We start from the raw sequence: 529 nt of genomic DNA on the forward strand, positions 1-529 counted from the left end.
GGAAGAACCAACAACATTAGCCAAACCCTATTCGGTAGGTGGAAAATTCTGCCGGAATACGTCCCACTTATTACACTAACACAAACAATAGGAGATAGAATGATGACAAACCCAATGCCTGAGCTGTCTTCGCAGTTAAAACAACTACGGTTATCGCATGTAGCTGAGAACATCCCGCTGCGTAACCGTGAGTCAATAGAAAAGAAGCTAAGCTACCCCGAGTTTCTGGGATTACTGCTTCAAGATGAGTTGTTAGGAAGGGAAAACAAAAAGCTAAGAGCACGGATGAAGCGCGCACGTATCAGTGGTGACAAGACGATCGAATCATTCGATTTTGACTTTAACCTTAAAATCAATCGCGCTCAAATACAGGAGTTAACTTCTTGTTCATTCATTACTGAAAAAGTTCCGATTCTCATCGTAGGACCTTGTGGAACAGGAAAATCCCATATTGCTCAAGCCATAGCCCATTGCGCAATACAAAGAGGGATAGATACGCTCTGGCTTTCACAAAACCAAATCTTTAATG

At 42.3% G+C, this 529-nt stretch carries 1 protein-coding gene; it reads left to right on the top strand.

The features are described from left to right. Positions 1-99 precede the first annotated feature (99 nt). A partial coding sequence (locus Lwal_RS08620; RefSeq protein WP_162264099.1) for an ATP-binding protein occupies positions 100-529 on the top strand: 430 nt, incomplete at its 3' end.

This window comes from Legionella waltersii, assembly GCF_001468085.1.
Classification (GTDB): Bacteria; Pseudomonadota; Gammaproteobacteria; order Legionellales; family Legionellaceae; genus Legionella; species Legionella waltersii.